The following is a 1,700-nucleotide window of genomic DNA, read 5'->3' on the forward strand; positions in this document are numbered from 1 at the left end:
GAGACCTTCTTGAACCGGCCCTTCTCCACCAGCTCTTCAAACTCCGGGTCAACCTGATCCGGGTTGGCGGTCAGGCCCTCTTCGGAAAACTGGACATCAGTAATCCAGCCCCACGCCGGGCCGTTGCTTTTGGGATGGCCGACAACAATGGGGGCTTCGTGCTGTTTGGGATCGTAGGCGTCGGCTGACGCTTTGAGGATGGACTCGGTGAACTCGGCTGCAGTGCCTTTGCTGTCGGTATGCTCACCGGCTTTGAAAATGTGGATGCCTTTCATTTGCGAATCCTTGATGGGACTCTGCAAAGTAAAAGCCGGGATGGATTATTTTTTCAGACGTAAAATTTCCGTTTAGTAGTGAATTGCGATTGATTCGTCGGCTGATGCGGTTTCTGCTGCAATGACCTATGGGCCAGAAATGACTGGCCCGTGTGGCTTAATGGGTGCTGCTTGGTACGCTGGGAGTATAAGTTTTTTCGAGAGTTTCAATCCTGAAATTAACCTCTCTCAGGAACTGATCTATATCCTCATGACCCGACTGATCCATGGCCTGAAGGAGTCCTTTCTCAATGGTTTCTGTGACCTTCAGAAAAGTGATAGCGTGATTTGCAGGGTTGAGTAAGTCAGTGAGCATGTCTTCAAACGACTCCTCCCCCTGTGTTTCAACATGGCAGCTCAACACGGCAAGCAAACAGGTGAGAAAGTAAACCCTCCCCATCGGCCCAATGGGGATCTCACTCTCAGGCCGACCATCGAGTATATCCTTCCTGACTTCTATAAAATCACTCGCCATCAGGTGCCGACGCTTGATGACCTCCTTGAGTAAAAAGGCAATATTCGCTCCCGGGTCATCCCTGTTCTCCGGGATAAAGAATGCTTCCTGAAACGCCTTCAGCTTGTCTAACTCTTTCATTGGTTTCCCTTGCTCTTATTGTTGTGAGGGTAGGTGTAGGTTACTCGGCACTCTCTTGATCATCACCTTCTAAAACAGAAAGCTGGCTTTCAATGCGGTCGATTTGCTCTTTGGTTTGATTCGCTTCCTGCTGGAGCATTTCACGCTGGCTCTTCAGGTCGCTAATCCTTACAAGTGTGGTGTCTACATCATCAGGAATGGGCAGCTCGATTTCCTGACTATAAATCGTGGCATAGCCGAGCGTTGGTAATTCGCAGCCACTCACTTGGTAGAACAATTGATCATTGTTTGAACCGCCACGCTTGGCGAGAAGATAAACGATCCCTTTGACGACTTTCTTGTTATTCACAACGCCTCTCCTTGGCTATAAACCGTGCTGTTTAGCAAACGCCTCTATGTGCGCCAGCAACAGTTCTTCGTTGTCATCAATGAAACTGCGAAGGCAACTGTTTCCCATGACATTGTTTTTTATTTCACCCAGCTTTTGGTTGATATAGGCTTCGAGCTTATTCTCTATCTCATCATGCTCATCCAAAGTCCGCTGGTAACGATTCAAGTCCCTCTCTACTGCACAGCTTTGTTTTCTGTTGATATGTAGCGTCATTGTTGACTCCTGCGAGGTTGGAACAATGACCGGTATTTATACGCTATCAACCGTTATTAACGATTGCAAACGGTAGCGACAAATATCGGTTTCCCGAATATTAGACAGGCAGGAGGGCATTTCGGTGAGAGAGGGATAGGGCCGCTGTCGGCCCTGATAGGTTAGGCGGGGCTTTGTTTGTCAGTCG

At 48.6% G+C, this 1,700-nt stretch carries 4 protein-coding genes; all 4 read right to left on the bottom strand.

The window, feature by feature from the left end; genetic code table 11:
• Window positions 1–275: hypothetical protein (locus E1189_RS01665; RefSeq protein WP_230459986.1), on the bottom strand; the 275-nt coding region annotated here is incomplete at its 3' end.
• Window positions 276–432: 157 nt separating this feature from the next.
• Entirely contained in the window at window positions 433–909 is a 477-nt protein-coding gene (locus E1189_RS01670; RefSeq protein WP_155158354.1) for a hypothetical protein, read from the bottom strand.
• Window positions 910–949: 40 nt separating this feature from the next.
• Window positions 950–1,258 carry a hypothetical protein gene (locus tag E1189_RS01675; RefSeq protein ID WP_155158355.1) on the bottom strand — a complete coding sequence of 103 codons (309 nt, stop codon included), beginning with the start codon at window positions 1,256–1,258 and terminating at the stop codon, window positions 950–952.
• Between the two features lie 15 nt (window positions 1,259–1,273).
• Window positions 1,274–1,513, bottom strand: coding sequence for a hypothetical protein (locus E1189_RS01680; protein WP_155158356.1), 240 nt, complete (start codon window positions 1,511–1,513; stop codon window positions 1,274–1,276).
• Window positions 1,514–1,700 lie beyond the last annotated feature (187 nt).

The sequence above is a fragment of the Parendozoicomonas verongulae genome, assembly GCF_009711465.1.
Classification (GTDB): Bacteria; Pseudomonadota; Gammaproteobacteria; order Pseudomonadales; family Endozoicomonadaceae; genus Sansalvadorimonas; species Sansalvadorimonas verongulae.

Coding starts and splice junctions, on each gene's coding strand:
- E1189_RS01670 (WP_155158354.1), bottom strand. CDS start 909: ATGAAAGAGTTAGACAAGCTGAAGGCGTTTCAGGAAGCATTCTTTATC.
- E1189_RS01680 (WP_155158356.1), bottom strand. CDS start 1,513: ATGACGCTACATATCAACAGAAAACAAAGCTGTGCAGTAGAGAGGGAC.